Origin of the sequence: Streptomyces sp. NPDC020917 (assembly GCF_044333795.1) — a bacterium.
GTDB lineage: Bacteria > Actinomycetota > Actinomycetes > Streptomycetales > Streptomycetaceae > Actinacidiphila.
The window spans coordinates 283,516-305,505 of sequence record NZ_JBIRRR010000002.1 but is presented as its reverse complement, the minus strand read 5'-3'; the positions used below and the strand labels follow the sequence as shown (position 1 = coordinate 305,505).

Below are 21,990 nucleotides of genomic sequence, written 5' to 3'. Positions count from 1 at the left end.
ACCCGAACCGGAGACCCACGCACATGACCACCTGGCACAACAAACTCACCGACAGCGTCAACGCCCTCGGCGCCGCCACCCGCGAACTCCACGCCGCCCACAGCCACGCCCGCCACGCCGCCTGGTCCGCCGACCCCGGCCGCATCGCCCCCGCCACCGGCTTACTCGCCATCCCCGGCGCCGAGCCCGTCCACCCCCACGACGAAGCCCTCTGGCAACTCAACGACCTCTACACCGTCCTGGAACACCACACCCACGAGCTGTACGAGAACGCCGCCCTCGGCTACGCCTACGGCACCGCCAACGCCCTCACCGCCGTCCTGCGCAACCAGCACCCGTGCCTCGTCGAGCTCCCCCGCGACGCGCACGGCCGCTACCTCTACCCCGCCCAGGGCCTCCCCGACCTCGACCACTCCCTCACCACCAGGGTTGGAGGCCGCGAACTCGACCGGCTCCGCACGCGATTCGCCGAGTGCCTGAACACCCACGACACCGAGAGCGCCCAGCGCTCAGACGACGAACGCGCCGACGTTCTGGCCGCGTTCACCACTGACCTCGCCGACGCAGCGTTCGCCTACGCCGAGCACGCCGAACGCGTCCTGCACCATCTGTTGGAGTTCGCGGACGCGCACGGCTTCCTCCAGGCGGGCTGAGCATGACCCGAAAGCCCGCGCTCCAGGCGCACCTCATCCAGTCCTGGGACGGCACCAACTGGCAAGTCTTCGTCGCCGAACCCGAAGAATCCCGCTGGCCCCACGTCCCGTTCCCCATCGGCGACGGCGTCCCCACCATCAGCGCACGCACCACCGCCCTGCGCGCCCTCGGCTACCGGCCCATCGACGACGGCACCGCCTGGGAATGGATGGAGACCTTCTTCGAAGGCGACCCCGAGGGCCAGGTCTCCCTTATCGCCAGCATCAAGGTGACCGTGGCCGCACGGTCCGAGGACACCTGACTCTGCCCGGGGCAGCGGCCAGTCGGCCAAGATCACCCGCTGCCCCGGCCTCCCACCCGCATCAACGGCACAGGAGGTAACCCCAGCATGACCTACGACGACCCCCCGCCGCCCCTCGCGGCCCAAGCGAACGCGCTCCGTTCGTTACTCCGCCTCGCCGAACTCCACCCCGAACTGCCCGGCGCCTACGTCGTGTCACACAACATCGACGCCGACCGCATCGACGTTCAACTCGACAACCCCAGCAGCTTCGAAGCCTGGCGCGAGGCCCTCACCGCTTCCCCCGCATCGGTCCGGTCGAAGCCCTGCGAGGACCGGGAGTTGCTGGAGTTCACCGCCCCGGCGCACCCGTCGACCATTCGCGTCTACGCCATCTTCCCCCGGCTCACCAACGACGCAGGGGCAAGCGCATGACCGGTACACGACCCGGGGCACACTCCCGCACCTCCGCTCGCCGCAGCCTCAAACTCCCCGAAGTCCTGGACGAGATCGGCATGTCCCGCTCCGCCTTCTACCGTCTGCGCGCCCGCGGAAAGGCCCCGCGCTGCGTGCGGCTCCCCAACGGTCAGATCCGCGTGCGTCGCAGCGACCTCGACGCCTGGTGGTCCACCACCTGCGACAACCTGTCCGACTGACCCAGATCCCGGGTGCGCGCCCGGCAAGGGGCGCGCACCCGGCCCGGAGGTGGTCACGTGCTGACCTACAACGTGCGGATCTGGAGTGTCCGGAGCCGCCCGAGCAAGAGTTCGCCCTTCCAACTGCGCTGGCGCGTCGGTACGGAGGTTCACTACGAGGTCTTCTCCAACGTCACCCTCGCCGACGGGCGCCGCTCGGAGCTGATGTCTGCCGTCCGTCGCGGCGAGCAGTTCGACACCGAGACCGGTCTGCCCGCGAGCGAGTTACGTGAGCGCAAGTCGCCGACATGGTACGAACATGCCTGCGCGTACGCCCTCATGAAATGGCCGCGGGCCGCGGCGAAACACCGCGCCGGCATCGCGGAGGCGCTCACCGTCGTGACGCCGGTTCTCGTTTCCTCGGTCAAAGGGATGCCGGACCGTGCGGTGCTCCGGCGAGCGCTGCGCACCTGGGCGTTCCAGATGTGCCGCTCGGAGGGCGGCGTCGTCGCGCGCAAAGACGCCGAGCCCATTCCGGAAGAGGAGTCGGCAGCCCTGGCCTGGATCGCCAAGAACTCCCTCAAGATGGCCGAGTTGGGAACCTCCGAGAGGATGCGCGCGGCGCTGACCGCCCTGTCGCTGAAACTCGACGGAACGGCCGCCGCCGACAACACGTTCCGGCGCAGGCGGACCACACTCAACAACGCCCTTCGGTACGCGGTCGAGCGGGATCTCCTGACCGTGAACCCCCTTTCGCGCATCGACTGGACTCCGCCGGAGACGGACGACGAAGTCGACTTCCGCTATGTGCCCGAACCCGAACTCGCCCGCGCTCTCATCCGGGCAGTGGCCCTGCAAGGTGCGCGGGGGGAACACCTCGAAGCCTTCTTCGGCTGCCTGTATTACGCGGCTATGCGTCCCTCCGAGGCTGCCGCCCTCGCCAAGAAGGCGTGCGTTCTCCCGGACGAAGAGGCCGAAGACGCCTGGGGCGAACTTGTCCTGGCCGAGTCCCGGCCCGAAGTCGGATCGGGCTGGACGGACGATGGCCGGTCCTTCGAGACACGGGGGCTGAAGCGGCGCGCGCGCAAGGCGACCAGATCCGTGCCGATTCCGCCGATCCTCGTCCGCATGCTGAGGGAGCACATCAGGGTCCACGGGATCGCGTCGGACGGGCGCCTCTTCCGCGCGGCCGGCGGGGGACGTGTCCGCTCCACGGAGTACACCGAACTGTGGCAGGCGGCACGGGAGAAGGTGCTCTCTGCCGACGAGTTCGAAACGCGGCTCGCCGAAGTCCCCTACTCCTTGCGGCAAGCAGGAGTGTCCCTGTGGATCAAGGCAGGAGTGGACCCGGTCGAGGTCGCCCGGCGGGCAGGACACAGCGTCGCAGTCCTCTTCCGCTTCTACGCGAAGATCCTTCGCGGCGTGCAGGGCCATGCCAACGAGATGATCAGCCGCGCCCTGGCCGACCAGGACGGATGACGGAACGTGGCCGCCGTCCAGGGCTCCGGAACCTGACCACAGGTTGACCACACGCACTGGTCGGCAGTGGGATCCGGGGGCACACACGTGGGACAGACCAACAGGTAGGGGCGGCCTCGGGAACTCCGGAGGCCGCCCCTACCTGCACGTTTACCGCTACTGCGGAGGCTGTGGGATTTGAACCCACGGTGACATCGCTGCCACGACGGTTTTCAAGACCGTTCCCTTAGGCCGCTCGGGCAAGCCTCCCCGCGGCGCCGGCGGGCGCCGCGGGGACAGCTTAGTGGGTGGCGGGAGGGGTTACTGGCTGCTGTCTCCCTTGCGGCTGCCCAGGGTGAGGGTCGTGGTGTGGGAGGAGCCGCCGCGGGTGTAGGTGATGGTCGCCTTGTCGCCGGGCTGGTGCTGCCAGATCTCGCCGATCAGGGTCTGGCCGCTGTCGATGATCGTGTCGTCGAACTTGGTGATGATGTCGCCGGGCTTGAGGCCGGCCGCGGCGCCGGGGCCGCCCGCCACGATCGCGTCGCTGCTGCTGGCGATCTGCGCGCCGTCGCCGTCGTACGCGGAGTTGAGGCTGACGCCGATCACCGGGTAGACCGGCACGCCGGTCTTGATCAGCTGGTCGGCGACCCGCTTGGCCTGGTTGATCGGGATGGCGAAGCCGAGGCCGACGCTGCCGCCCTGGCTGCCGGGCGAGCTGCTGCCGCCGGGCTGGATCGCGGAGTTGATGCCGATCACCGCGCCGTCGGCGTTGAGCAGGGGCCCGCCGGAGTTGCCGGGGTTGATCGACGCGTCGGTCTGGATGGCGCTCATGTACGACTGGCTGCTGCCCTGGCCGTCGCTGGAGGCGACGGGACGGTGGACGGCGCTGACGATGCCGGTGGTGACGGTGCCGGACAGGCCGAACGGCGCGCCGATCGCGATCGTGGCGTCGCCGACCACCGCGTTGTCGGAGTTGCCGAGCGGCAGCGGGCTGAGCTTGATGCCGCTGGCGTCCTTCAGCTTGACCACGGCCACGTCGTAGCCGGAGGCGCGGCCGACGACCTGGGCGTCGTAGGTGTTGCCGTTGGAGAAGGTGACGGTCAGCTTGCCGCCGTTCGCCGCCGGGGCCACCACGTGGTTGTTGGTGAGGATGTGACCCTGGGTGTCGTACACGAAGCCGGTGCCGGTGCCGCTCTCCTGCGAACCGCTGGCCTTGATCGTCACGACACTGGGCAGCGCCTTGTTGGCGATGCCCGCGACCGAGGTGGGGGCCCGGTTGAGGGCCTTGATGTCGGCGGGCGCGGAGACGGTCGTCGAGCTGGAGTCGTTGTTGTTGTGCTTGGCCGCCTCGTAGCCGATGCCGCCGCCGACACCGCCGGCGACCAGTGCGGCCACCAGGACCGCGGCGACCATGCCGCCGATGCCGCGCTTCTTGCCGGGCGGCGGGGTGGGGGAGCCCCACACCGGTCCGCCGGGCGCGCCGGGGCCGCCGTGGCCCGGTTGGGTGTGCGGGGCGTCGTACGGCGACTGCCCGCCCGCGGACGCGTACGCCGGGGTGGCGGGGACCGCGAAGGGGTCGGGGGAGGGGTGCTGCGAGCCGGCCGGCGGCTGCTCCGCCGCGAAGGTCGCGGTCTGCGGTGCGTCGTAGGGGGACGCGGGGGCCGCGGAGGTCGACGGCGCCTCGTACGGGGACGGCGCGGGAGCCGTGTGGGTCGCGGGAGCCGGCGGCGCGTCGTACGGGGACGGCGCCTCGTAGGGAGACGGCTTCGGCGCCTCGAACGGCGACGGCGAGGGGGAGGACGCGGACGCCTGGGCGGCGCTCGCGCCCGCACCGCCGTTCAGTGCGGCCGGCGGCGGTCCGTACGGGGAGGGCGGGCCGACCGGCGGCGGCGCCTGCAGCGGCGGTGCGGACGTCTGGACCTGCGGCGCGGAGTGCGGCTGGGCAGGGTGCGCGGGCGGGGCGGCCGGTGCGTGCGGGGCCGGCGGCTGGTCCGTGCCGTGCACGGGCAGCACCTCGGTCCGGGGCTCGTCCGCGGAAGCGGGAGCGGGAGCGGCTGCGGACCCGGCGGCCGCGGAGGACCCGTCGGACGGGCCGGACGGGGACGGCCCGGCGGATCCGTCGGCGACGGAGTCGGTGGGCGTGGCGGGTGCCGCGGCGGGCGGCGCCACCGGAGGAGCCGCCGGCGGAACGGGCGCGCCGGCGCGGTCGGCCGCGGCACCCTCGTGCGCTGCCGCTGCCGGCTCCGCATTCGGAGCCGGCAGGGGGGACCCGGACCCGGCTTCGTTCTCGGTGCTCACAGCGAATCTCCTCGGAGTTCAGAGTTCAGCAGTCAGGTCGCAGCGTTCACGACACATCGTTTACGTGGACACAGCATTTCTCACGGCGTGTCGGACCGCCGTAAGCGGTAGCTGTGCGACGCTCGCGCCAGCGTGTACCACGGGGGCCGGTGGGACGGTGGCACGATGGCCCGGTGACGTCTGCGCGCGCGGTCCCGGATGCGTACCCCGGGGGCCGGCCTGTCCAGGTCGTGGCCCACCGCGGTGCGTCCGAGGACGTACCAGAACATACGCTCGCCTCGTACCGGAAGGCCATCGAGGACGGTGCGGACGCCCTGGAGTGCGATGTTCGCCTCACTGCGGACGGCGAGCTGGTGTGCGTGCACGACTGGCGGGTGAACCGGACGTCCAACGGCCGCGGGGCCGTGTCCTCGCTGGAACTGGCGGACCTGGCGGCGCTGGACTTCGGCTCGTGGAAGGGCCGCACCGCCGACCACGAGGCGCCCGAGCGGTACGACCCCGGCGAGCGCAGCCGGGTACTGACCCTGACCCGCCTGCTGGAGCTGGTCGTGGACACGGAGCGGCCGGTGCAGCTGGCCATCGAGACGAAGCATCCGACGCGTTGGGCCGGACAGGTGGAGGAGCGCCTGCTGGAGGTGCTCCACCGCTTCGGTCTGGACCGTGCCGCACTGCCCGGCGAGCCCTCGCCCGTTCGGGTGATGAGTTTCTCGTCACGCTCGCTGCGCCGGGTGCAGGCTTCGGCGCCGGGCCTGCCGACCGTCTATCTGATGCAGTACGTGCTGCCGCGGAACCGCGACGGGCGGCTGCCGGCCGGGGTGCGGATCGCCGGGCCGGCGCTGCGGATCATCCGCGCCAACCCCGGGTACGTGGCGCGATTGCATCGGGCGGGACACGAGGTGCACGTGTGGACGGTCGACCGTCCCGAGGACGTCGAGCTGTGCGTGCGGCTCGGTGTCGACGCGATCATCACCAATCGCCCGCGCAAGGTGCTGACCCAGCTCGGCCGCTGATCAGAGAGGGCGCGGGGGTCATCGGTGCCCCGCAGGGACCCAGCCCGGCACCCCCGCGTCCGTCACAGGGAGTGCAGGGGGGCGTGCGGAGCGCAGCATCGGGCGGTTGCCCGCGCCGGATCGTGTCGGTGGCATAGGCCGGTGCCGCGGGGCGCCAGGCGTGCGGCAAGAGATCGCGGTTGGCCTGTTTCCGGTCGACTACGGACGGGCATTGACCCTGTGGCGTGGGGTGAAGGAGGTCTCGGGGGTGTCGTTGATGGTGGCGCAAGAAGTGCCGACGTCCACGACCATGGCCCTACCCCATGGTCCGACCGGAGTCGCTGACGCACGCAGGAGACTGCGCGCCGACCTGTTCGCGCGCGACGTGCCCGAACCGGTCGTGGACGACGCGGTGCTGATCCTTTCGGAGCTGCTCAGTAATTCCTGCCGGCACGCCCGGCCCTTGGGCGAGAGCGACGAGGGCGGGCACAGGAACGGGCAGGCGGGCGCGCAGGCGCCCGCCGGACGTTTGCCGCAGCCGCCGGCCGGCCGGGTGGGCCGGCCGCGCGGGGCTTCCGGGGACGCGGGTCCGGACCTGGGCCCCGGCCTGGGCCCCGACCTGGGCGCGGAGGCGGGCATACGAGCCGCCTGGTCGGTGGACGGGGACGGTCTGCTGGTCCTGGAGGTCACCGACGGCGGCGGGCCCACCCGCCCGCGGCCGTCCAGCCCCTCGCTGACCGCGCACGGCGGCCGGGGCCTGGGCATCGTGGGCAACCTGGCGCTGCGCTGGGGCGTGCGCGACGCGCCCGGCGAGGTCACCGTGTGGGCGGTGCTCGCGGTCCGCGGCCGGCACGCCCGGCGCGACGACTCGCTCGGCACCGGCATCAAACTGCCCCTGGGCGTCCCGCTCGACCTGCCGCTGGACCTCGCGGAGTCGCTGGACGACCTGGGCTGAGGCCCTCGGGGCGGGCCGGGCCGAACGCGCGCAGCCGAAAGCGCGCCCTGCCGGCGCCCCGCGCCTCACCTCGCCGGCGCCGCGCACCCCGCTCGGGACGCGCGCTCCCGCCTCATGGCGCGTCCGCCGTCCGGGACCGCCGCACCCGCGCGCCCGGGGAGCCCCGTCCCGCGGCACACCCGCCGCGCGCCCGGTGAGCCCCGTCCCGCGGCACACCCGCCCGCGCACCCCCGCGAGCCCCGGCCCGCGGCACGCGCCCCCGCGCACGACCCGAGCGCCATGACCGGCACGGCCTGCGCGAACCCCGTGAACGGCAGGAGGCCGCCCCTCCGGGCGCTAGGCTCGCGGCCGTAACACCGCCGCAACGGGAGAGACCGAGTCATGGCCAAGAAGCGCGCGACCGCCACCCAGACCAAGGGCCCCAAGGCCGAAGCCGGGGCCGCCGTTCCCGTCGTCGGTGCGCGCGAGCCCTGCCCGTGCGGCTCGGGCCGCCGCTACAAGGCGTGCCACGGCCGGGAGGCCGCCCACGCCGTCACCGAACTGGTCCGCCGCCCGTTCGAGGGCCTGCCCGGGGAGTGCGACTGGATCGCGCTGCGCGAGCTGGTGCCTGCGGCGACCGTGGAGCTGACGCTCAAGGACGCGCTGCCGGAGGACGTGCCCTCGGTCACCCTCGGCACGGTGCTGCCGATGGCCTGGCCCGGGCTGCGCCGCGACACCGGCGCCGTGCTGCTCGGCCTGCAGAACGACGCGGCGTCCGGCGACATCAGCCGCGACCTGGCGGACACCCTCCAGCGGGCGCTCACCGCCGAGCCGGGCAACCCCGTCGAGGGCCGCCGGCCCGCACCCGACGGTCCGCGGCTCCAGGACCTGCTGGACCTGAGCGCGCCGTTCGAGCCGCAGGTGCAGACCGGCTTCGAGTTCTGGCTGGAGGACGCCGACGCGGCGACCGGCGAGGTGGCCGCGTCGCTGGAGCGGGCCAACCAGGCGGCGATCCCGACCGCGCGGCTGACCGGCGTGGACGCCGCCTACTGGTGTGAGACGCCGGAGAAGAACCACCTGCGGTGGGTCATGCCGCACGCCGAGGAGGCGCTGCTCGACGCGATGGCGCGGCTGCACGTGGCAGGGGCCTCGTCGCTCGGCGAAGGCACCCGGCTGGTCGGCTCGTTCCGGGCGCACGGCCTGCTCGTCCCGGTCTGGGACCTCCCGGTCGGGATGACCGCCGACGACGTCGAGAAGCCCGCCGCGGAGTTCGGCGACCGCCTCGCGGAGACGCTGGCGCGCACCGGGCCGCTGACCGCCGACGAGCGCAAGGCGCGCAGCGGCTTCACCAACCGCCAGATCACCCTGAGCTGAGACCGGACAGGCCAGGGCGGGCCGGAAAGGCCGGGCCAGGCCGGGACTTCGGGGTCGGCACCCCCCCGAAAAGGGGTGCCGACTGAGCGGTCGGTCAGTGATTCCGCTCACAAGTCCCTTGGAAACGCCGGGGAATCGGCAGGACCGCCCGTTCGGGGAATTTGCGATCGGACGAAGTCTTGTTACCGTTTAAACAGCCCGGTCGCTGATGCATCCCCCGTCGTCAGCGACCGGGCGTTTCCATGCCGTGCCCCGGAATGCGAGCCCGCGGTCGCCACCGCGAGCACCAGCACGAGGGCGAGTGCCGCCACGCTGGCGACGGCGACACGACGCAGCCCTTCCGGGCAGCCGGACGCCCGGTCACCTCGCGACGCCTGCCTCCGGGGATCCCCGGAGGCAGGACCGCCCGCGGGAGAGGCGCCGTCCGGCCGCGGCTGCGGATTCACCTGGCTCACCTGCGCTCATCTGCTCGTGTGCTCGTGTCGGTTGACGCCTTCGGTCCCGCCACGGACCGAGTCCCGCCCCGCCCCGCGCACTCGAACATAGCGAACTCATTCACCGCAAACGGGACATTCACCCATCTGCGAGGTGCGCCCCGCACACGCGCGTACGGGGCGCCTCGCCGTCACGGACGGGTGGCTGCCGGACGGGTGGGTTCGGACGGCCCGGACAGCTCGGACGGGGGTTGCTTTCGGACGGCAACCGTCAGAACCGCAGCCGGTCCCCGTCGGGTGCCGTCCGCCCCGCCCGGACCAGCGCGTCGACCAGGGTGTCGATCGGCGGCAGCCAGGGCGCGGGCGCGTCCTTGCCGGTCATCGGCGGCCGCACCCACTGCGACCCGCCCCCGCTGCCGCAGGACGGCAGCGGGAGGTAGCCGCCGTCACCGTGGTAGCGCAGCGAGGTGGGCACCCACTCCTGGCTGTCGAGCAGCTCGCCGAGCTCGTCCAGGGAGTAGGGGGCCACGAGGAAGAAGTAGCGGGTGGGTGTCGCGGCCACCGGACCGAGCCGGAAGCCGAAGTGCTCCAGGGCGGTCAGCGCCTCGGCGCCGGCCGTGGCCGGCAGGCTCGCGGCCGACACCTGGTCACCGGTGGCCAGCATGATCGGCGCGTCCGGCCTGCTGGTCCACCACCAGCGCACCATCCGCGGGTCGCGGGTGGCGGCGAGCAGTCCGGGGTCCAGCGGATGGGCCCCGGGTACGGGGCAGTTGGGCCGCAGGCAGGCACATGGCTGCCCGGTCGACGGCCACCAGCCGCCCGGCTTGTCGAAACCGGCTCCGGGCACCACACGCCACTGCCAGTGCTCGGCGTACATGAGCGCCGCGTTGAGGTACGCGGTCCGCCCCTCTCGCTTCAGGGAGAGCTTGCGTCGCCTTCCGAGGATCTCGCGCATCAGCGCTCGTTCCTTTCCGTTAACGCCCAGGGATCTGCCCATTGCACAACGTAACTGTCGAGCACACCGCATTCGAGGCAGCGCATCACGCTGCCAGCCGAGCGTGGAATGTGGCGCAGGGTGGCGCTCGCAAGGCGCTTCGTTCGTCCGGTGGGCCCAAGTCGCGGAGGATCCCCGGACGAGCACAGCACCCTTCACCACTCGGGGTTGGGTCGGCCGTCAACTGTTCACGTACTACGACGCTTGAGCCTGACTTCGGGTTCCTACCCATCACCCGCGATACGACGCGCTGTTGGCTGGCATCAGTCGACCGTGCGCATGGACCGGGGGTGTCGGTTTCCGGCCAACGTACGGCGCGCGCCCCGCCGGCCGCAAGACTCCGACACCTTTCCGTGTACCAGGACAATCCTGGACATGCCCACGATCGTGCGTGTAGAAGTGGGGTCCTTGATAGCGGCGCAGCACGACATGGGGGTTTGCGATGCTATTCATGCAGATGCTCCGCGCATTGCGGACGAAAAGCGCTGATTGCCCCGCCCGCCGGCCGCCGACCGGAGGCTCCCGGCCATGAGCACCGCCCACGTCAGAAAAGTGGCCGGAACCGAACCGCCTCCTCCGGCCCAGGCGCACACTGACGCCGCGCCGGCCGCCCAGGCGACCGCCGTCGTCCCCTCCCCTGCCTCCGTTCCGCAGGCCACGTCGGGTCCCGTGCACTCCGCACTCGCCGCCCGCGGCACCCCCGACCAGGCACTGGCCGTCCAGGACCGGCTGGCCGCCTGGGTCTGCGACCTGTCGCTGCTGCACGAGCTGACCGAACGCCTCACCCGCACCGCCGTCCTCGAGGACGCGCTGCACGAGGTGCTGCGGGCCGGCGCCACGCTGGTCGGGGCGCGCCGCGGGATGATCGCCCTCGAACCGGCGGACGGCCTCGGCCCCGACACCTCCGTCGGCCTCGGCCTGGGCCACTGCGACCTCGGCACCCTGGAAACCGTCCCGCACCTCGTGCCCCCGGCGGGCCCGCGCGACGGCGCCTGCGGCCCCGCGTGCCCGGGCGGCTGCACCACCGTCTGCGCGGGGACGTGCGCCGGCGCGGCGGTCGCTTCCGGCTCGGCCACGGCCGCCGATCCGCGCGGCGAGGTCGTGCACCGCGACCTGCTCCACGAACCGGGCCTGTCCCCCCGGCACCGCGAGGTCGCCCACCAGCTCGGCCTGGGCGCCAGCTACGCCCTCGCGCTCACCGCCGAGACCGCCGGCCGCCTCGGCACCGCCGTCTGGTTCTACGACGAGCCGGCCGCACCCGCCGAGAGCCAGCGCCGCCTGGTCGGGCTCTACCTGCGCCACGCCGCCGAGCACCTGGCCCGCTGCCTCACCCTCAGCCGCGCCGAGAGCGTCACCGCCCGGCTGGCCGCCGAACTGCTGCCCGCCCGGCTGCCGCGGGTGCCCGGCGTGCGGATGACGGTGCGCCACACCACGGGACCGCGCGGCGGCGGCGACTGGTACGACGCGCTGCCGCTGCCCGAGGGCGCGCTGGGCCTGGCCGTCGGCGGGGTCACTGGCGCCGGCCCCGGCGCGGTCGCCGCGATGGGACGGCTGCGCGCGAGCCTGCGCGCGTACGCCGTGATGGAGGGCGAGGACCCGGTCGCCGTCCTCTCCGACCTGGAACTGCTGCTGCGGCTGACCGAACCCGCCCGCTCGGCCACCGCGCTGTTCGGCTACGTCCAGGCGGCGGCCGGCACCCCGGGCGGCGCCTCGGGCGGCGCCTCGGACGGCGGCGGCAACGGCGGTCGCAGCCGCAAGCTGACACTGGCCGGTGCCGGGCACTGCCCGCCGCTGATCGTCGGCGACCGCCGCTGCGAGTTCGTGGAGACCTCGCTGTCCGCGCCGCTGAACATGCTCAGCTGCTGGGAGGCACCCAGCGTGGAGCTGTCCGTGCACTCCGGCGAGAGCCTGCTGCTTTTCACCGACGGGCTGCTGCACCGCACCGGGGAGCCCGCCGACCGGGCCTTCGCCCGGGTGCACGCCGCAGCGCAGGGCGCGTCGCGGGCCGTCCGCGCCGACCCCGACCTGCTCGCCGACCACATCGTCCGCACCGTGCTGCCCGACGGCCTGGACACCGCCGACGGCGTGGAGGACCTGGTCCTGCTGGTTGCCCGCTTCGACTGAGCCCCGCCCGGGGTCCCGGTCGCCCGGCCCCGCCGGGCCGTTCCGGCCTGCCCCGGGCGGAGGCCGTCTTCCCTCCTGCGCACGCCCCCATACGATGGGACGAAAGGTTCATCTGAGGAGGCAGGACGTGGCGGAGGCCCAGGAGAAGCAGGACGCGCAGGACGCGCAGGGGGGACAGGACACGCAGGACAAGCCCATCAAGCAGCGCAAGAACGGGCTGTACCCCGCGGTCTCCGACGAGCTGGCCGCCGTCATGAAGTCCGGCTGGGCCGACACCGAGCGCGCCGGACTGCAGCCGGTCCCCCAGGCGTCGTACGCGGCGGCCCGCCGCGCCGCGCTGTCCGCGCGGTTCCCCGGCGAGCGCATCGTGGTGCCCGCGGGCAAGCTGCGCACCCGCTCGAACGACACCGAGTACCCCTTCCGGGCGTCCACCGAGTACGTCCACCTCACCGGCGACCAGACGCAGGACGCCGTCCTCGTCCTGGAGCCGCTGCCCGGGGGCGGGCACGAGGCGACCGCGTACCTCCTGCCGCGCTCCAACCGGGAGAACGGCGAGTTCTGGCTCGACGGCCAGGGCGAGCTGTGGGTCGGCCGCCGCAACAGCCTCACCGAGGCCGAGCAGCTGCTGGGCCTGCCCTGCAAGGACGTCCGCAAGGCCGCCGACGAGCTGCGCGAGGCGACCGGCCCGGTCCGCGTGGTCCGCGGCCACGACGCCGGCGTCGAGGCCGCCCTCACCGACAAGGTGACCGTCGAGCGCGACGCGGAGCTGAAGTCCTTCCTCTCCGAACTGCGGCTGATCAAGGACGAGTTCGAGATCGGCGAGCTGCAGAAGGCGTGCGACTCCACGGCCCGCGGCTTCGAGGACGTGGTGAAGGTCCTGGACCGCGCCGAGGCCACCTCCGAGCGCTACATCGAGGGCACCTTCTTCCTCCGCGCCCGCGTGGAGGGCAACGACGTCGGCTACGGCTCCATCTGCGCCGCGGGACCGCACGCCACCACCCTGCACTGGGTCCGCAACGACGGCCCGGTCCGCTCCGGCGACCTGCTGCTGCTCGACGCCGGTGTGGAGACCGACACCCTCTACACCGCCGACGTCACCCGGACCCTGCCGATCAACGGCACCTTCACGCCCCTTCAGCGCACCGTCTACGACGCGGTCCACGAGGCCCAGCAGGCCGGCATCCAGGCGGTCAAGCCGGGCGCCGCCTACCGCGACTTCCACGAGGCCGCCCAGCGGGTGCTCGCCGAGAAGCTGGTCGAGTGGGGCCTGGTGGAGGGCCCGGTCGAGCGGGTACTCGAACTCGCCCTGCAGCGCCGCTGGACCCTGCACGGCACCGGCCACATGCTCGGCCTCGACGTCCACGACTGTGCCCAGGCCCGCACCGAGGCGTACGTCGACTGCACGCTGGAGCCCGGCATGGTGCTCACCGTGGAGCCCGGCCTGTACTTCCAGGCCGACGACCTGACCGTGCCGGAGGAGTACCGCGGCATCGGCGTGCGCATCGAGGACGACATCCTCGTCACCGAGGACGGCAACCGGAACCTGTCCGCCGGGCTGCCGCGGACGTCCGGCGACGTCGAGGCGTGGATGGCCGCGCTGCGTTCCTGAGCGCGGCGCCGCCGGCCTGCCGGCAGGTCCTGCCGGCCGTCCCGCGGCGGTCCTGCCGGCGGTCCGACGCCGGCAGGACGGGGACGGCTACGACGCGGTCAGCAGGACGTCGTCCCGCCACTTGAGCACTTTGTCGAAGGCCACGACCGTGCCGTGCCCGGGCCGGTCGTGGAAGTGGACGTGGTCCACGAGTGCTTCGATCAGGATGAGTCCGCGTCCGTGCTCGGCGTACTGCCCGCGATGGGCGGCCTGCCGGGCCGGATGGCGGAAGCGGTCGCGGGGAAGGCCCGGTCCTGAGTCGGCCACCTCGATACGGCAGCGGTCACCGTCGATCGTCGCGGTGACGCTGTATCCGGTCGCCGTTCCGGCATGTTCCACGGCGTTCGCACAGGCCTCGGTGAGGGCCACCGAGAGGTCGAAGGAGATGTCGGGGTGGACCCCGGCCGTCTCCATGGTCCCCAGCAGGAGTCGCCGGGCCAGCGGAACGCTCGCAGCCTCGCGCCGCAAATGGAGTGACCACCAGATGCTCATGCTCCAGCCTCCTGGCTGCGGCTCGACATACGGATACGTATTGCCGCGAAGGGCACTCCGTAAGCGTGGTGTTGACGTGATGCCGCTCATTCGGCCGATGCGTCAGCCCGGCGAACCGGTGTAAAGGGACACTCGGTACGCACCACCGCGAGCCGGTCACCCGCCGTATCGCGCCGCGAGCGCGGGTGAGAGGATGGCGCCCGTCATGGCATCTCCAGCTCCCGCCGGCTCCGTGCGCGCAGGCGCCGGCCTGCGACTCCTGCGGGCCGCGGTGTTCACCGCGGTCTGTGTGGCGCTGGCCGCGGCAGGCCACGGCGTGGCCTCCGGCCGCTCCGTGCCGGTGTGGTCGCTGGTGCTGGGGTGGCTCGCGGTCTTCGCGGTGGTCGCCCCGCTGGCGGGACGCGAACGCCGGATGCCGGCGATCGCCGCGGTGCTCGCCGTCGGGCAACTCGCGCTGCACACCGTCTTCAACGCCGGGCAGATGTGCGCGAGCGTGGCGGCCTCGGCCGCTTCGGCCGCGCACACCGGCGGCGGGCAGTCCGGCTCCGGCGGGCTGCTCGCGGTGGCCGCACGGCTGGTGTGCGACGGCCAGGGGGCACGGCTGACGCCGGAAGGCGCCCGCCACATCGTCACCCAGGCGGGGCTGGACCCCTCGGCGCTGGCCGCGCCGGCGTCCGCCATGCCGGGCATGCCCGGGCCGATGGGCCCCGGCGCCATGGCCCACTCGCTGTGCTCGCTCCCGATGCTCCTCGGCCACCTGCTGGCCGCGGTCGTCGCGGGCTGGATACTCCGCCGCGGCGAGGCCGCCCTGTGGCGGCTGGCCCGCGGGGCCTCCGGCCTCGCGGTGGCGCTGCGCCGGGCGTTCACGCTCCTGTCGGGCCTCACCGCGTGGATGCCGTCCGCCGGACCGGCCTGCCCGCCGCCCGCGCCGACCGCCCGCCACCGCACGGTCTGGCTGCGCCACACGGTGGCCCGCCGCGGCCCGCCGCAGGTCGTCCTGGCGGCCTGACGCGCGACGTCCTCCACGGGTGAGGCGACGTCACCGCGCAGGTCAGCCCTGCTCCTCCCCCGCACCACGCAGCCCCCTCCGCCCCTAGGGACCCGCGACTCGTCGCGAGCCCCGGTCCGGATCCGGCTGCGCCCGCACCCCGCAGGCACCACGAGACGCTCCCGGACCACCGGTTCGGGCCGGCCCGGCCTGCGGCGGTACCGCGCCCGACACATCCGGTACACACCTGTACATGCCTATGTGTACCTGTACATCCGGATGATGCCGCGTCGCGGTTCCGCGGATCGGCCCGATCGGCCCCGGCACGGGCGCCGTTCGCGCAGGCCGTCCGCGATGCCGCCGAGGGCGCGCCGCGCGGGCGCCGCGCGGCGCGTGGCGGGCAACCGCGGTACGTCAGGCAGCGCTGCCGGCGGATCCGCGGACGGGAGGAGCGGTCCGGCCCGCCGGCGCGTCACCGGGTCCATACCCGGGCCCGCGCGGGCGGCGACTCGTCACCCGGATCCGACCCCACCTCACATCGTGGAGACAACAAGCCATGAGCGGTTCCCCCACCACTGCCCGCCGTACGCCGCTGCGCGCCCGTGCGGCGGCCGTCGCCGCGTTCGCCGGCGGCGCGGTCCTGCTGTCGGCGGTCCCGGCCTTCGCCCACGTGACCGTGCAGCCGTCCGCCGCGGCCAAGGGCAGCTACAGCACCGTCGCGTTCAAGGTGCCGAACGAGCAGGACGCGGCCTCCACCGTCCGGATCGAGGTCAACCTGCCGGCCGATCACCCGATCGCGTCGGTCTCCCTGCAGCCCGTCCCGGGCTGGACGGCCAAGGTCACCACGTCCAAGCTGGCGACCCCGCTGAAGACCGACGACGGCACCGTCGACCAGGCCGTCACCAAGATCGTGTGGAGCGGCGGGAAGATCGCGCCGGGGCAGTTCCAGCAGTTCCCCGTCTCGTTCGGCCCGCTGCCGCAGGACACCGGTTCGCTGGTGTTCAAGACCCTGCAGACGTACGACAACGGCGACATCGTGCGCTGGATCGAGGTGCCGCAGGCCGGGCAGCCCGAGCCGGAGAACCCGGCGCCCAGCCTGACGCTCACCGCGGCCTCCGCCACGTCCGGCACGGCGGGCACCCCGGCGGCCGCGCCGGCCGGTGACACGTCGAAGGGCGGTAAGGCCCCGGCCACCGCGTCGGGCGGCAGCAGCAGCGACGGCACCGCCCGCGGCCTGGGCATCGCCGGGATCGTGATCGGCGCGGCCGGCGTCGCGTTCGGGGTGCTGGCCGGACGCCGGCGCTCGGCCGGCGGCGGCAGTGGCACGGGCGGCGGCACCAGCGCCTCCGCCTGAGCCTCGTGGCGCCGGCCGCCCGGCCGGCGCCACCCGAGCCCGCGTCACCTGACCCCCTGTGACCTGCTCCGGCCGCGCCGACCGATCCGGCCGGCCGGCGGATCCGGTCCCCGACCCGCCGGGCGGCCGCCGCATCCCGCGGCCGCCCGGCCCACCTCAGCGAAGCGAAAAGGACCACCTCCATGCGCACCCTCTCCCTGCCGCGCGTCTCCCGGCGCACCGGCGTCAAGGTCGCCGCGGCCGCGCTGACCGCGGCCTGCGCCCTGACGCTGGCCGGCTGCGGGAGTTCCGGCTCCGGCTCCTCGGCCGCGGACGCCGGGAACGTCGCCGACGTCTCGGGCTCCACCAAGGCGGGCACGCTGCTCGACACCCCGTTCACCAAGCCGGACCTCGATCTGACCGACAACCACGGCAAGCCGTTCGACCTGGTGAAGCAGACCGCCGGGCACCCCACGCTGCTGTTCTTCGGCTACACCCACTGCCCCGACGTGTGCCCCACCACCATGAGCGACATCGCGCTCGCCAAGTCCCGGCTGCCCGCGGCCGACCAGGCGAAGCTGCGCGTGGTGTTCGTCAGCTCCGACCCCGAGCGCGACACCCCGGCCCGCCTCAACGCCTGGCTGGGCGCGATGGACAAGAGCTTCATCGGGCTGACCGGCAAGTTCTCCGTCATCCAGGCCGCCGCGCGGTCGGTCGGCGTCGGCATCGAGGCGCCGGTCAAGGAGAAGGACGGCAGCATCAGCGTCACCCACGGCGCCGAGGTGCTGGCGTTCTGGCCGAAGGACGACAAGGGCCACGTGCTCTACATGTCCGGCACCACCGCCGAGCAGTACCAGCACGACCTGCCGAAGCTCATCAGGAGTGAGGCGCCGTGACCGCGCCCGAGTCCGACGCCGTGACCGCGCCCGGGTCCGGCACCATGCCGGCGGCCGGCGCCGGCGAAGCCCGCGCGGAACTCGGCCCGCAGGCCGGTGCGGGCGGGCGCGCACGCCGGCGGCGCAGGGTCGCCGGCGCGGTGACCGGTGCCCTCGCGGGCGGCGCGGCCGTCGCGCTGGCCGCGGTCGTCGGGCTCGGCGGCTGCTCGGCCACCAGCGCGTCCGCGCACGCCAAGGGCCCGGCCAGGCTCTCGGTGAGCGACGGCGGCTACGTCCCGCAGCCGCTGCTCACCGACATGGCCGCCGCGTACGTCACCGTCGTCAACAGCGGGGGCGCGCCCGCCGAACTGACCTCGGTGACGACCCCGCTGGCGGCGCACGTCACCCTGCACACCACCCAGGGCACCACCATGCGCCAGGTGCCGTCGCTCACGATCCCGGCCGGCGGCCGCCTCGCCCTGGGCACCGGCGGCGACCACCTGATGCTGGAGAACCTCACCCACCGGCCGGCCGTGGGTGACACCGTTCCGCTGACCTTGCACTTCACGCACGCGACGCCCGCCACCGTGACGGTCACCGTGCCCGTGCGCCCCACGACGTACCAGCCGAAGGACTGACGAGCCGATGAACCCACGGTCGTACGTGCGCTCCTCCGCCGCCCGGTTCGCCGCCCTCGCGGTGGCGCTGCTGGCGCTGCTGCTGGGCACCGCCGCGCCCGCCTCCGCGCACGCGGCGCTGATCCGCACCGACCCGGCCTCCGGGTCGGTGGTGGCGACGGCACCCCAGCGGGTGGTGCTCACCTTCTCCGAAGGGGTGCTGCTGTCCGCGGACTCGCTGCGGGTGCTCGACCCGCGGGGAGCGAACGTCGCGGTCGGCACGCCCGGCCACGCCGACGTCGCGGACTCGGGCTCCACGGCGACCGTGGCCCTGAAGTCCGGCCTCGGCAACGGCACGTACACCGTGGCGTGGCGGGCGGTGTCGCAGGACAGCCACCCGGTGGCCGGCGCGTTCACCTTCTCGATCGGCTCGGCCTCCCGGACGACCGTCGACCTGTCCGGTGCGGCGGCGGCCGGCGGCGGGGCGGCGTCGACGCTCTACGGCATCGCCCGCTACGTCGCCTACTTCGGGTTCGCGCTGCTCGTCGGCGGCTCGGTGTTCCTCGCGGTGTGCTGGCCGCGCGGCGCGCTGCGCCGACCGCTGCAGCGCCTGGCGGCCGGCGGCTGGGCGGCGCTGGTCGGCGCGACGATCGCGCTGATCATGCTGCGCGGGCCCTACGTCAACGGCGGCGGGCTCGGCGGCGCGTTCGACCTGAGCGTGATGCGCACCTCGCTGGAGAGCCGGCCGGGCGCCGCGCTGCTGTCGCGGCTGCTCCTGCTCGCGGCCGCCGCGGTGTTCCTCGCGGTGCTGTTCGGCAGCTACGCCAAGCGCGAGGACCCGGAGGAACGCGCCGACCTGGCCTGGGGCCTGGGCATCGGCGGCAGCGTCGTCGCGGTGGGCATCGCGGCGACGTGGGCGATGGCCGAGCACGCCTCGGTCGGCATCCAGCGCCGCCTGGCGATGCCGATCGACGTCGTCCACCTGCTGTCCATGGCGGTCTGGCTCGGCGGCCTGGTGACGCTGCTCGTCGCGCTGTGGGCGCCGTCCATGGCCCGCGCGGCCGTCCCCGCGTTCGCCGTGCGCCGCTTCTCGGTGCTCGCGCTGACCGCGATCACCCTGCTGGTCGGCACCGGCACCTACCAGGCGTGGCGGCAGATCGGAACCTGGCGGGCGTTCACCGACACCTCCTACGGGCGGCTGCTGCTGATCAAAATCGGTCTGGTGGCCACGCTGGTGGCCGTCGCCTGGTTCTCCCGGCGCTGGACGCACGCGCTCGGCCGGACGACGACGACCGCGGCGGCGGCGGGTGCCGGGGCGGCGAAGGGCACCGAGGTGAAGAGCGCCGAGGTGAAGAGCGGCCAGGTCAAGGCAGGTGCCGGCAGGACGGGTACCGGCAAGGCGGGTGCCGCGAAGGCCGGTGCGGCGGCGGTGAAGGAGCCGGCGGTCACGGCGGCGGCCGGCGAGAGCGCCGCAGCCGGCGGCACCGCGACCGCGGAGGACACCGCGGGTGCCGCGGACCCGACCGGGACGGCCGAGGCCGAGACCGGGTCCGGCGGCGGGCAGGGCGCGGGGGCCGGCGACGGCGGCGCGCCGGAGGGCGGCGACAGCAAGCGCGCGGCCCAACTGCGCCGCCAGCAGGCCGCCCGCAGCGCCGCCCAGGCCAGGAAGGCCCGCGAGGCGGACCCGGCGCGCGGCGCGCTGCGCCGCTCGGTGCTGGTCGAGGCCGGCATCGCCGTCGTGCTGCTCACGGTGACCACCATGCTGTCGGGTTCGCAGCCCGGCCGGGCCGCCGAGGAGCAGAAGGGGCTGGCCGCGGCCCCGCCGGCCCCCTCGGCCACGTCCACCGTGCCCGGCGAGGTGACGGTGTCCGTGCCGTACGACACCGGTGGTCCCAAGGGCAGCGGCACGGCCGCGTTCAGCATGTCGCCCGGCCGTGCGGGCGTGCCCAACGAGGTCCATCTGGAACTCACCGGCGCCGGCAGCCTGCCGGTCGACGTCCCCGAGGTGCGGCTGGCGTTCACACTGCCGGCCCAGCGCCTGGGCCCGATCCAGGTGCCGCTGATCCGCCTCGGCGCCGGGCACTACGTCGCCACCAAGGTCCAGCTCCCGATCGCCGGGACCTGGCAGATGTCGCTGACCGTCCGCACCTCCGACATCGACGAGGTGACCGAGACGAAGAACGTGGAAGTCACCTCATGAGCACCCTGAACGACGGTTCCCGCCACGACGCCTCCCGCCCCGACGCGTCCCGCCGTGACCCCGCCCGGCGTGATCCCGCGCGGCGCGGGGCGGACAACGGCGCGAGCACCCCCGCCGCGTCGCGGCCGGCGGACGCCCCGGCCGGGGACGGCGCCGTGACCCCGCTGAGCCGGAGGCGGCTGCTCGGCACGGCCGGTGCCGTGGGCGCGGCCGGGCTGGTCGCCGGAGGCGCCGCCGGGGCCGGGATCGCGGGGGCGGCGCAGGACCGCCCCACCGCGCTGGCCTCCATCGGCAGCACCTCCATCCCGTTCGAGGGCGTCCACCAGGCCGGCATCGCCGAACCGGCCCAGGCCCGCGGCCATCTCGTGGCGTTCGACCTGGCCCCGGGGGCCGGCCGGAAGGCCGCGGCCGCGCTGCTGCGCCGCTGGTCGGACGCGGCCCGGGAGATGACGCGGACGGACCGTCCGGGGACCCCCGCGGTCTACGACGACCAGGTCGCCGACGACGCCGGGCCCTCCTCACTGACCGTCACCTTCGGCTTCGGCCGCAGCTTCTTCGCACGCACCGGCCTGACCGGCGAGCTTCCGCAGGCCCTGGCGCCGCTGCCGGACTTCCCCGCCGACGCGCTCGACCCCAGACGCAGCAACGGCGACCTGTGGGTGCAGATCGGCGCGGACGACGCGCTGGTCGCCTTCCACGCGCTGCGCGTGGTGCAGAAGGCCGCGCGCGACACCGCTACGGTGCGCTGGCAGATGAACGGCTTCAACCGGACGCCGGGCGCGACCGCGCGGCCCATGACGGTGCGCAACCTGATGGGGCAGATCGACGGCACCAACAACCCCAAGCCGTCCGAGTCGGGCTTCGCCCGCACCGTGTTCGTGCCGGGGGCGGGCGCCGCGAGCACGGACGGCACGTCGGGCACGGGCGGGTCGCCGGCGTGGATGGCGGGCGGCTCGTACGCGGTGGTGCGGCGGATCCGGATGCTGCTGGACTCCTGGGACCACCTGTCCGTGGAGCGGCAGGAGAAGGTGATCGGGCGCCGCAAGTCCGACGGCGCACCGCTGTCCGGCGGCACCGAGACGACCCCGGTCGACCTGGAGAAGATCCGTCCCGACGGCTCGCTCGCGATCGCCGGGGACGCGCACATCCGGGTGGCCGCGGCCGCGAGCAACAGCGGCGCGGCCATGCTGCGGCGCGCCTTCTCGTACCACGACGGGATCGGCACCGACGGAACCCCGGACGCGGGCCTGCTCTTCGTCGCCTGGCAGGCCGACCCGATGCGCGGCTTCGTCCCCGTCCAGCGCAAGCTCGACGGCGGCGACGGCCTCTCCCGCTTCCTCCGCCACGAGGCGAGCGCCCTCTTCGCCGTCCCTGGCGGGGCGGGCCCGGGCGAGTACGTCGGCCAGCGGTTGCTGGAGGGCTGACGCACGAGGTCCCGGAGTGGCCGGCCGAGGAACGAGGCCGTCCGCGCAGGGACCGAGCAGGAAGACCGACCGACAACAGGCCGGGGCTGACGCACGAGGTCCCGGAGTGGCCGGCCGAGGAACGAGGCCGTCCGCGCAGGGACCGAGCAGGAAGACCGACCCACAACAGGCCAGGGCTGAGCGCGTCCTCAAGGGGCCGGGGTCTGCCGGGGGTCAGGCCCAAGGGTGAAGACGCGCGA

19 protein-coding genes and 1 tRNA gene are annotated in these 21,990 nt (G+C 74.0%); 16 read left to right on the top strand and 4 right to left on the bottom strand.

Going from position 1 to position 21,990, the window contains the following annotated elements:
* The first annotated feature begins 23 nt into the window (after positions 1 to 23).
* The 5 genes from ACH4TG_RS05280 to ACH4TG_RS05260 all read left to right on the top strand — a co-directional run bounded on the left by ACH4TG_RS05280 (position 24) and on the right by ACH4TG_RS05260 (position 3,048).
* Positions 24 to 653 carry a hypothetical protein gene (locus ACH4TG_RS05280; RefSeq protein WP_398240796.1) on the top strand — a complete coding sequence of 210 codons (630 nt, stop codon included), beginning with the start codon at positions 24 to 26 and terminating at the stop codon, positions 651 to 653.
* Positions 654 to 655: 2 nt separating this feature from the next.
* Positions 656 to 955, top strand: a complete 300-nt coding sequence (locus tag ACH4TG_RS05275) for a DUF6303 family protein (RefSeq protein WP_398240795.1) — start codon at positions 656 to 658, stop codon at positions 953 to 955.
* Between the two features lie 87 nt (positions 956 to 1,042).
* Entirely contained in the window at positions 1,043 to 1,369 is a 327-nt protein-coding gene (locus ACH4TG_RS05270) for a hypothetical protein (RefSeq protein WP_398240794.1), read from the top strand.
* Positions 1,366 to 1,590, top strand: a complete 225-nt coding sequence (locus tag ACH4TG_RS05265; RefSeq protein ID WP_398240793.1) for a helix-turn-helix transcriptional regulator — start codon at positions 1,366 to 1,368, stop codon at positions 1,588 to 1,590. Before ACH4TG_RS05270 ends, ACH4TG_RS05265 begins: the two co-directional genes overlap by 4 nt.
* 57 nt (positions 1,591 to 1,647) lie before the next feature.
* The gene (locus ACH4TG_RS05260; protein ID WP_398240792.1) at positions 1,648 to 3,048 is read left to right on the top strand and encodes a tyrosine-type recombinase/integrase; all 1,401 of its coding nucleotides are present in this window, start codon (positions 1,648 to 1,650) and stop codon (positions 3,046 to 3,048) included.
* Between the two features lie 162 nt (positions 3,049 to 3,210).
* On the opposite strand, the gene ACH4TG_RS05255 is transcribed toward ACH4TG_RS05260, so the two are convergent.
* Positions 3,211 to 3,297: transfer RNA gene (locus ACH4TG_RS05255), tRNA-Ser, on the bottom strand.
* Positions 3,298 to 3,348: 51 nt separating this feature from the next.
* A complete protein-coding gene (locus ACH4TG_RS05250) occupies positions 3,349 to 5,325 on the bottom strand; it encodes a trypsin-like peptidase domain-containing protein (RefSeq protein ID WP_398240791.1) in 1,977 nt (658 codons plus the stop codon).
* A gap of 173 nt (positions 5,326 to 5,498) precedes the next feature.
* Between ACH4TG_RS05250 and ACH4TG_RS05245 the strand changes: the two genes are divergently transcribed.
* From ACH4TG_RS05245 to ACH4TG_RS05235, 3 genes are all read left to right on the top strand, one after another.
* On the top strand, positions 5,499 to 6,335 hold the full coding sequence (locus tag ACH4TG_RS05245; RefSeq protein WP_398240790.1) for a glycerophosphodiester phosphodiesterase: 837 nt from the start codon (positions 5,499 to 5,501) through the stop codon (positions 6,333 to 6,335).
* A gap of 256 nt (positions 6,336 to 6,591) precedes the next feature.
* Positions 6,592 to 7,269, top strand: coding sequence for an ATP-binding protein (locus ACH4TG_RS05240; protein ID WP_398240789.1), 678 nt, complete (start codon positions 6,592 to 6,594; stop codon positions 7,267 to 7,269).
* Between the two features lie 381 nt (positions 7,270 to 7,650).
* Positions 7,651 to 8,622, top strand: a complete 972-nt coding sequence (locus ACH4TG_RS05235) for a DUF5926 family protein (protein WP_398240788.1) — start codon at positions 7,651 to 7,653, stop codon at positions 8,620 to 8,622.
* A gap of 705 nt (positions 8,623 to 9,327) precedes the next feature.
* Here the strand turns inward: ACH4TG_RS05235 and ACH4TG_RS05230 are convergent.
* The gene (locus ACH4TG_RS05230) at positions 9,328 to 10,011 is read right to left on the bottom strand and encodes a bifunctional DNA primase/polymerase (protein ID WP_398240787.1); all 684 of its coding nucleotides are present in this window, start codon (positions 10,009 to 10,011) and stop codon (positions 9,328 to 9,330) included.
* 567 nt (positions 10,012 to 10,578) lie between these two features.
* Here ACH4TG_RS05230 and ACH4TG_RS05225 point away from each other — a divergent pair.
* On the top strand, positions 10,579 to 12,174 hold the full coding sequence (locus ACH4TG_RS05225; protein WP_398240786.1) for a PP2C family protein-serine/threonine phosphatase: 1,596 nt from the start codon (positions 10,579 to 10,581) through the stop codon (positions 12,172 to 12,174).
* Between the two features lie 94 nt (positions 12,175 to 12,268).
* Positions 12,269 to 13,783: an aminopeptidase P family protein gene (locus ACH4TG_RS05220; protein ID WP_398240785.1), complete on the top strand. Its 1,515-nt coding sequence runs from the start codon at positions 12,269 to 12,271 to the stop codon at positions 13,781 to 13,783.
* Positions 13,784 to 13,870: 87 nt separating this feature from the next.
* Here the strand turns inward: ACH4TG_RS05220 and ACH4TG_RS05215 are convergent, their stop codons facing one another.
* Entirely contained in the window at positions 13,871 to 14,314 is a 444-nt protein-coding gene (locus tag ACH4TG_RS05215; protein ID WP_398240784.1) for an ATP-binding protein, read from the bottom strand.
* A 205-nt stretch (positions 14,315 to 14,519) separates the two neighbouring features.
* Between ACH4TG_RS05215 and ACH4TG_RS05210 the strand changes: the two genes are divergently transcribed.
* From ACH4TG_RS05210 to efeB, 6 genes are all read left to right on the top strand, one after another.
* Positions 14,520 to 15,323 carry a hypothetical protein gene (locus tag ACH4TG_RS05210; protein ID WP_398240783.1) on the top strand — a complete coding sequence of 268 codons (804 nt, stop codon included), beginning with the start codon at positions 14,520 to 14,522 and terminating at the stop codon, positions 15,321 to 15,323.
* 535 nt (positions 15,324 to 15,858) lie between these two features.
* Positions 15,859 to 16,656 carry a YcnI family protein gene (locus ACH4TG_RS05205; protein ID WP_398240782.1) on the top strand — a complete coding sequence of 266 codons (798 nt, stop codon included), beginning with the start codon at positions 15,859 to 15,861 and terminating at the stop codon, positions 16,654 to 16,656.
* A 182-nt stretch (positions 16,657 to 16,838) separates the two neighbouring features.
* Positions 16,839 to 17,531 carry an SCO family protein gene (locus ACH4TG_RS05200; RefSeq protein ID WP_398240781.1) on the top strand — a complete coding sequence of 231 codons (693 nt, stop codon included), beginning with the start codon at positions 16,839 to 16,841 and terminating at the stop codon, positions 17,529 to 17,531.
* Positions 17,528 to 18,148: a copper chaperone PCu(A)C gene (locus ACH4TG_RS05195; protein ID WP_398240780.1), complete on the top strand. Its 621-nt coding sequence runs from the start codon at positions 17,528 to 17,530 to the stop codon at positions 18,146 to 18,148. Before ACH4TG_RS05200 ends, ACH4TG_RS05195 begins: the two co-directional genes overlap by 4 nt.
* 7 nt (positions 18,149 to 18,155) lie before the next feature.
* Positions 18,156 to 20,327, top strand: a complete 2,172-nt coding sequence (locus ACH4TG_RS05190) for a copper resistance CopC/CopD family protein (protein ID WP_398240779.1) — start codon at positions 18,156 to 18,158, stop codon at positions 20,325 to 20,327.
* Complete coding sequence (gene efeB / locus ACH4TG_RS05185; protein ID WP_398240778.1) at positions 20,324 to 21,751, top strand: iron uptake transporter deferrochelatase/peroxidase subunit; 1,428 nt, start codon at positions 20,324 to 20,326, stop codon at positions 21,749 to 21,751. Before ACH4TG_RS05190 ends, efeB begins: the two co-directional genes overlap by 4 nt.
* Positions 21,752 to 21,990: the final 239 nt, after the last annotated feature.

Coding starts and splice junctions, on each gene's coding strand:
- efeB (WP_398240778.1), top strand. CDS start 20,324: ATGAGCACCCTGAACGACGGTTCCCGCCACGACGCCTCCCGCCCCGAC.
- ACH4TG_RS05270 (WP_398240794.1), top strand. CDS start 1,043: ATGACCTACGACGACCCCCCGCCGCCCCTCGCGGCCCAAGCGAACGCG.
- ACH4TG_RS05230 (WP_398240787.1), bottom strand. CDS start 10,011: ATGCGCGAGATCCTCGGAAGGCGACGCAAGCTCTCCCTGAAGCGAGAG.
- ACH4TG_RS05210 (WP_398240783.1), top strand. CDS start 14,520: ATGGCATCTCCAGCTCCCGCCGGCTCCGTGCGCGCAGGCGCCGGCCTG.
- ACH4TG_RS05190 (WP_398240779.1), top strand. CDS start 18,156: ATGAACCCACGGTCGTACGTGCGCTCCTCCGCCGCCCGGTTCGCCGCC.
- ACH4TG_RS05235 (WP_398240788.1), top strand. CDS start 7,651: ATGGCCAAGAAGCGCGCGACCGCCACCCAGACCAAGGGCCCCAAGGCC.
- ACH4TG_RS05200 (WP_398240781.1), top strand. CDS start 16,839: ATGCGCACCCTCTCCCTGCCGCGCGTCTCCCGGCGCACCGGCGTCAAG.
- ACH4TG_RS05215 (WP_398240784.1), bottom strand. CDS start 14,314: ATGAGCATCTGGTGGTCACTCCATTTGCGGCGCGAGGCTGCGAGCGTT.
- ACH4TG_RS05280 (WP_398240796.1), top strand. CDS start 24: ATGACCACCTGGCACAACAAACTCACCGACAGCGTCAACGCCCTCGGC.
- ACH4TG_RS05240 (WP_398240789.1), top strand. CDS start 6,592: ATGGTGGCGCAAGAAGTGCCGACGTCCACGACCATGGCCCTACCCCAT.
- ACH4TG_RS05225 (WP_398240786.1), top strand. CDS start 10,579: ATGAGCACCGCCCACGTCAGAAAAGTGGCCGGAACCGAACCGCCTCCT.
- ACH4TG_RS05205 (WP_398240782.1), top strand. CDS start 15,859: ATGAGCGGTTCCCCCACCACTGCCCGCCGTACGCCGCTGCGCGCCCGT.
- ACH4TG_RS05275 (WP_398240795.1), top strand. CDS start 656: ATGACCCGAAAGCCCGCGCTCCAGGCGCACCTCATCCAGTCCTGGGAC.
- ACH4TG_RS05220 (WP_398240785.1), top strand. CDS start 12,269: ATGGGACGAAAGGTTCATCTGAGGAGGCAGGACGTGGCGGAGGCCCAG.
- ACH4TG_RS05265 (WP_398240793.1), top strand. CDS start 1,366: ATGACCGGTACACGACCCGGGGCACACTCCCGCACCTCCGCTCGCCGC.